This is a genomic window from Plectonema cf. radiosum LEGE 06105, from assembly GCF_015207665.1.
GTDB classification, from domain to species: Bacteria; Cyanobacteriota; Cyanobacteriia; order Cyanobacteriales; family Nostocaceae; genus Rivularia; species Rivularia radiosa_A.
In genome coordinates this window covers 1-6,821 of record NZ_JADEWL010000227.1, presented here as the reverse complement: position 1 = coordinate 6,821, position 6,821 = coordinate 1, and the positions used below count along the sequence as shown (strand labels likewise).

At 36.3% G+C, this 6,821-nt stretch carries 7 protein-coding genes; 2 read left to right on the top strand and 5 right to left on the bottom strand.

Annotated elements, in window-relative coordinates:
- Nucleotides 1-67 precede the first annotated feature (67 nt).
- Together IQ247_RS30790 and IQ247_RS30785 are read right to left on the bottom strand one after the other, a co-directional pair.
- The gene (locus IQ247_RS30790) at nt 68-766 is read right to left on the bottom strand and encodes a TspO-related membrane protein (RefSeq protein WP_228060200.1); all 699 of its coding nucleotides are present in this window, start codon (nt 764-766) and stop codon (nt 68-70) included.
- Between the two features lie 584 nt (nt 767-1,350).
- A complete protein-coding gene (locus tag IQ247_RS30785; RefSeq protein WP_193925849.1) occupies nt 1,351-1,929 on the bottom strand; it encodes a Uma2 family endonuclease in 579 nt (192 codons plus the stop codon).
- A gap of 110 nt (nt 1,930-2,039) precedes the next feature.
- On the opposite strand from IQ247_RS30785, the gene IQ247_RS30780 reads away from it, so the two are divergent.
- Nucleotides 2,040-2,570: a Uma2 family endonuclease gene (locus IQ247_RS30780; protein WP_193925847.1), complete on the top strand. Its 531-nt coding sequence runs from the start codon at nt 2,040-2,042 to the stop codon at nt 2,568-2,570.
- Between the two features lie 300 nt (nt 2,571-2,870).
- On the opposite strand, the gene IQ247_RS30770 is transcribed toward IQ247_RS30780, so the two are convergent.
- From IQ247_RS30770 to IQ247_RS30760, 3 genes are all read right to left on the bottom strand, one after another.
- A complete protein-coding gene (locus tag IQ247_RS30770; RefSeq protein ID WP_193925845.1) occupies nt 2,871-3,209 on the bottom strand; it encodes a XisI protein in 339 nt (112 codons plus the stop codon).
- Nucleotides 3,210-3,383: 174 nt separating this feature from the next.
- Nucleotides 3,384-4,199, bottom strand: coding sequence for a phospholipase D-like domain-containing protein (locus tag IQ247_RS30765; RefSeq protein WP_193925843.1), 816 nt, complete (start codon nt 4,197-4,199; stop codon nt 3,384-3,386).
- The gene (locus tag IQ247_RS30760; protein ID WP_193925841.1) at nt 4,180-5,901 is read right to left on the bottom strand and encodes an ABC transporter ATP-binding protein; all 1,722 of its coding nucleotides are present in this window, start codon (nt 5,899-5,901) and stop codon (nt 4,180-4,182) included. The genes IQ247_RS30765 and IQ247_RS30760 overlap by 20 nt, the downstream gene beginning before the upstream one ends.
- Before the next feature lie 192 nt (nt 5,902-6,093).
- Here IQ247_RS30760 and tmk point away from each other — a divergent pair, with 192 nt between their 5' ends.
- A complete protein-coding gene (gene tmk, locus IQ247_RS30755; RefSeq protein WP_193925840.1) occupies nt 6,094-6,735 on the top strand; it encodes a dTMP kinase in 642 nt (213 codons plus the stop codon).
- Nucleotides 6,736-6,821 lie beyond the last annotated feature (86 nt).

Below are 6,821 nucleotides of genomic sequence, written 5' to 3'. Positions count from 1 at the left end.
GGGATGGGGAGAAAAGTTAGGAGTTAGGAGTTAGGAGTTTTAACCTTTAACCTTTAACCTCTTACCTTTAACCTTTAACCTGATGCTTGATTGCGATCGCAATTAATGCCCATACTATTACACCAGCGTAAGCTATATCTCGACGTTGGAAAAGTGCGAAGAGAGCGATAACTGTGGCAATAATCATCATGATTACAGTCCAGATTTCGGGGGATATTCCAAAACCGTTCCAGTTATTGATGTATAAAGCACTTGCGATGTTCACGATGGTAGCAACGCTTATCCAACCCAGATAAATGCTGATGGGATAATGAATAAACCATTTTTCAGCACGTGATACAGGTGTATTTCCAATATCTAAACGAAGATACATCACAATTAAGGGTAGTAAAATTAATAGCATCGCTACAACTGAAAGCACAAACAGCCGTGATAAAAATAGGTACACCCAAATACTTTGAGCGACGGATGCGATTGCTAAGAGGTATCCGGTTTTGCGTAAATTAGGATTCTCTCGCTGAGAAGGTAAGACTTGATAAATTGCAAACGCAAATAATCCCAGGTAAATTAGCCCCCAAATCGCAAAAGCATAGCTAGCGGGAATTATTAAAACGTTTTTAAATAGAGTATTCGAGATTTCACCAATTGTCAGTCCGTTAATAGGAAAAATATTTGATATGACGTTGACGATAAAAGCAATAATCACAGCAGCAAAGGTGACAAGCTGCCGTAGGATGTCTCCAGAAGTACTTTTGGACTGCTGCATATTTTTTTCCATAGTTTAATTTTTGGGTTTGACAGCCCATATTATTTTGGGACAAACGTTTCCAATAATAGTAAAGTTTTTATTATTATAAATTATTTTTTTATAATTAAAATTAATGTATACGTTTATATATGACTAAAGATTACTTTTATTTGGTATTATTTGTATCAGTAATCTTAATTGCTGAAGAGTTAAAATCACGGAAGTTTAGAAGAGAAGTTGAAACAGAGAAATTAGATGGCTGATAGCAATTTCTGATTTTGATGTTGAACTTCTAATTTAGCTAGAGTCATAGGGTTGCATACAGAAGAAAGTTAAAACAGAAAATCTTCATCTCAATTATTGATGAAGCAGTGATTTACCGCTGATAAATTTGTTCTCCGACAAAGAAAAGGTAGATGTTCCCCGTATCCAGTCTAGGGGTTTCGTCTTTGCGATAATCCGGCAAGATTATCGTAATATACAGCTTACCATAATTTAGTTCATTCGGAGAAAACTAAGGATAATTATCTATCCTTGTATAGTCTTGGAATAAATTCTTCCTTCCAAGGCATAAGTATTTTAAGAAAAATTCTCAAAAATATTCAATTCCACACTCTACGCAAATTCAGCACAAAAGCGGGTAAAACTTCTTCACCGAATAGCTGAGCAGGATTTTCTAATACTTTTACTTGTGAACCTGGTTGATAAATTTCTACTTGGCGATGCTGCGGATCGAGCAACCAGCCAAGCCTTGCACCATTATCAATATATTCTCTCATTTTAGCTTGCAAAGGCTCAATTCTATGGGAATTAGACCGTAACTCAACCACAAAATCGGGACAGATATTAGCAAAAGTTCCTTTTTGTTCGGTTGTCAGTGCATCCCATCGGGCTTGACTTACCCAAGAAGCATCGGGAGAGCGAGTAGCACCGTTTGATAAAATGAAGCCTATAGAAGAGTCAAAGACTAATCCCGATTCCCCAGAATTACGCCACCACAAATACAACTCCCCCGAAATACTCGAATTAAATTTTCCAGTTTCCCAACCAGTTGGTGGATTCACAATTAATTCTCCTTGGGCGCTTCTTTCAAATTTCAAGTCTCGGTTGGCTGCACTTAAGACTACAAACTGTTCTTGAGTAACGTATAATTCAAGGGTTTTAGTAGGTATCTGTACCATCTTTTTGAGCAATTAAACTACCCTATTAACTAGCATATTATTTTTAGGGGTTTGGTAGATAAATACAAATTTAGAAATGGTAAAATTTGAGCAAGCTTAATTAACGGCTCATGATCAAGTCGGTTGCAAAAATAACTTTAGCTGAATTTCTTTCTCAACCGAACATTGAGGCTTCTCCAGCATGGGAATTAATTAATGGGGAAGTGCAGCAAAAACCGATGCCAACTCTTTTTCATTCACGGTTACAGCGTAATTTAGTAAATTATATAAATAGTAATACTGAGCAGTTTGAAGCGATACAAGAACTGCGGTGTATTGTACCTCCATTATCTCCCGTACCAGATATTTCTGTAATTGCTTGTCAAAGAATTTCTGATGAAGATGGAGCTTTTCAAGGTGCGCCGGATTGGTTAATTGAAATTCGTTCTCCAGATCAAAGTACCATAAATTTACAAAATAAAATTCTTCACTGTTTGAGTAATGGAACCCAATTAGCTTGGTTAATAGATATTACTCGTCAACAAATTTGGGTATGGGTTGGAGATGAGCTACCCCTTGTTTTATCAGCAGAAGATACTTTACCAACTTTGGGTAACTTGCCACTTACGGTTAATGCTGTTATGGCTATGACTCGTAGGTAAAGCTAAAAATAATTCTTACAATATTAGTAAGTTAAAACTCTCCCAGGAAGGATATGCAAGTCCAACTCGAAAAAATTGTAGTTCCTGTTAGAAGTGGGAGAATTATGGCGATTTAATGTTAAGCAATTAGAAATTAATATATTGCAATCGGGTAATTATGTACAAGTGAATGAAAGTCCTTATTTTCCTGGTTTTTCTTTGGGTGAGGTAATTCCGCAGTATTTAGAGCGGAGTAAAAGCGAGGGGAGAAATAAAACTATGAAAGCGTTTCGGGTTTGGGTGAAAACAAAGATTGAATAGTTATGAAGCTGCAAATTCCGAAAGTTTTCTTTGCTCAAAAGTTCTAAAACCTAAAACTACTTGTTCTTTAGGAATTCCCGCAGCAACCAAGTCTAGAGCAACACCCTCTTCCGTTCCATCATGCTGAATCCAAGCTTTGTTATCAATAATATCTATATGTAACAAAGTACCATAAATACGATAACCATTTTGCCATCCAGCTTCTACCAAAAGATACCGATCCCGTTCTCTATCAAACACCAATTCTACTTGTACATTCTCATCATTACCTAAAAATTCAGCATAGTCTTGTAGGACTTTTTCGATCATGTTACGGTATTTATCATTCAGCGAATCCATCGGACAATCTCCTCCTTAATAATGTCGAAGGTAGTAGGTTGGGTGTAATGAAGAGTAAGCTAACAATTATATTAAGTTAGTTATTAGAAAGTTGGGTTTTGTCCGCTAGCATCCAAAGGATAAAAAAACCGCAGAGACGCTGAGAACGCAGAGAAAGAGGTAAAGAGAGATATTTTAGAAATAATCGGGTTTAATATTATACGTCAACATTTTTGCTTTATTTTTTAATTTAATAAACTGTTTTGCGTAGTGTTCTGCATTTTTACGATTTGGTGGGTCAATTGAAATATGTTCTTCATTATAATTTGCTTTATTAGTCCAGTTATAAGAACCATGAATTACTTGCTTTAAATCTATGATGCAAATTTTTGTATGAAAAATATTTTTCCATTGACCAAATTTAGAAAATCTATAAGTTTCAAATTGTTGCTCATAATATAGTCCAGAATGTTGGTTAATTTCATTATCTGAAATAATAAGCTGTACGTTTACACCTTGATTTTTCTTAGCCACTAAATGGTTAAATAGCTTTTGATTAGTAAACAAATATACAGCTACCCAAATAGTAAATTCAGCATTATCTATAGCTTCAATAATTTCCTGTTCTATTTTTTCAAAGTATACCTCTGGTAAGGTTATTTTTTCGTTTCCATCGCTGTTTCCCACAAGTCTTTGTGCTATTTGAGAACATTCATTGAACAAATTTTGGTCAAAGTCAAATATCTCGTCTCCTTCATAACCACACCAATATAGTGGTGATGATTCAAATACTCTTTTTTGGTGTTTTAACTCTTCTAATAATTTTAAAATTGATTTTTCAACTATGCTATTACTCTCTTTATTCCAAAAAGACATTAATCTAGCAGCTTTAAATTGACCTAATTCTGCATATTTACCTTCATAAATATCAATTTCAATATTTAATAAAAAGAACTGTTCAAAACCACAATCATGAAATTTTAGAACTATTTTAACTAAACTGCCTCGCATAAAACCTAGCATAACGACGCTCAAAAGCTAACAATTCATCATGAGTTCCCGATTCCACCACTTCCCCGCTTTCCATTACTAAAATACGATCGCACTTCCTCACAGTACTCAGACGGTGAGCAATTATAAACACGGTGCGATTTACCATCAATCTTTCCAATGCTTCCTGTACCAAAGCTTCCGATTCCGAATCTAATGCAGATGTCGCTTCATCCAAAATCAAAATCCTGGGATTGAGTAAAACAGCACGAGCGATCGCAATTCTTTGCCGCTGCCCCCCGGATAAGCTCGCGCCGCGTTCGCCGACTACGGTATAATAACCATCGGACATTTGAGTGATAAAGTCATCGGCGTTAGCAATTTTCGCTGCTGATTCAACGGCTTGCATATCAAATTCAGTTTGTCCGAAAGCAATATTTTGGGCAATTGTACCGGAAAACATCACGGTTTCTTGGGGTACTATACCAATTTGTCGCCGCAAACTATGTAATGTCACATCTTTGATATCAATTCCATCGATTAATATTTCACCTTTTTGGATATCATAAAAACGCGGTAGAAGATTCACAAAAGTCGTTTTACCAGCACCGGAAGCACCTACAAGGGCGATGGCTTCCCCCGGCATTGCTAATAAACTGATATCTTTGATTACGGGTTTATCTGCTTGATAGGCAAAGGTAACGTGACGATATTCCACTTTACCCGTAACTGAAGGCAGAGAAATCGCGTCTGGTTTTTCTACTACTGCTGGTTTAATTGCAAATAATTCAAAAACTCTGTCAACAGAAGATTCGCCTTCTTTAAATAAATTATAGTTATTAGTAGTATGACTTACGGGGTCAATTAATAAAGCTGCTGCGGAAAGATAACTGAAAAAGGTACCAACCGTGAGATTGTTGCTCGAAATCTGCCAAGCAGCGAAGAAAAGTAATAATATAAAACTTAATGCCTGCAAAAATCCAATTATGGGAATTTGAATTGCTTTTAATCGTTCAGTATTGTACTTCGCTTTTAAAGTGCCTTCTGCTTCTTTACTAAACCGAGCAATTTCGTAGGACTCTGCCGCAAAGGCTTGAATAATTCTGATTCCGCCAAATACCTCAGTTAAAATTGCAGATAAATCCGATACATAATTTTGACTGCGACGAGATAATTTTTGTAGGCGATCGCCAAACCAAGCAATCAAAACACCCATCAAGGGAGCGATAATTAATGTAGCTAAGGTTAGTTGCCAGCTAAGATAAATCATGTATATGGGAATTGTCACCAACTGTAGCGCCGAAGGGATAAAATCATGAAACATTTTGTGGACAACTTCCCCAACTCTGTCAACATCTTCGGTGAGTCGGTAAGATAAATCCCCTGCTTTTGCGGTTTCAAAGTAGCTGAGGTTTAACTTTTGTAGATGAGCATAAACCTGTTTACGGAGGTTATAAGCTACTCTTAAAGCAGCTTTTGCCATGTAAATATCTTGCACCGATTGAAAAAAGCCTCTAACAAGGAAAACACCTGCTAATATCAGGGCAAGTTTCGCTATCTCTACAACATTTCCTTCTCCAAAGGGAGTTGCTAACTCTTCTACAAGCTTAATTAATCCTAATGTTGCGATTACATATCCGATAATCCCTACAAAACCCTTAGCAATAGTTTTCCATTGGGGACGAATATAAGGTAAAAGTTGCCAGTAGTTAGACTTACTCAAGCTGAAATTCCCATAGATATAATAATTGATTAATCTTCAGACGCTATCAGCTTTTGAGTAGTTTCTCAAATGCTTGGTTGATACATTGAATGGGGAATAGGATTTGAAACGGGTAATTACTAATTATTTTTGCCTTCTGTAAAATGATATCTTATAGAACTGGTGGCAGTAGATTCAGATATCTTAAACATAATGAATGGTAAATTAATTGTCTTTGAAGGGGTGGAAGGTTGCGGTAAAACTACGCAAATGCAGCTTTGTTATGAATGGCTGCAAAGTCTTAATATACCCGTGTTAACAACTCGCGAACCTGGTGGAACTCAATTAGGATTGCATCTGCGCGAACTATTATTACATACCAAAGATAAACCAATAACTGCTACTACAGAATTACTTTTATACGCCGCCGACCGCTGTCAACACGTAGAAGAAGAATTACTCCCAAATTTGAAATCGGGAAAAATCATATTGTGCGATCGCTATATTGATTCGACGATTGCTTACCAAGGTTACGGTCGCAGTTTAGACATGAATATCATCAATCAACTTAATTCTATAGCAACATCGGGATTAAAAAGCGATTTAACTTTATGGTTAGATTTAGACGTTGAATTAGGATTAGCACGAAAACGAAAAAATGGTGATATAGTTGACCGCATCGAACAAGAAAAAATCGACTTTCATCGTCGCGTTCAAAAGGGATACAAAGAATTATCACACACTTTTCCAACTAGAACTATTCCTATAGAAGCTAGTTTAAATCAACAAGAAGTACAAAAACAAATTCAACAAATATTAACTGCTAAATTGGAAGAGTGGACAGTGGACAGTTGACAGTTGATGGTTGACAGTTGATGGTGGTTAGTTGATGGTTGATGGTTGATGGTGGTTAGTTGATATTTATTTCCCCCCATCCCCCC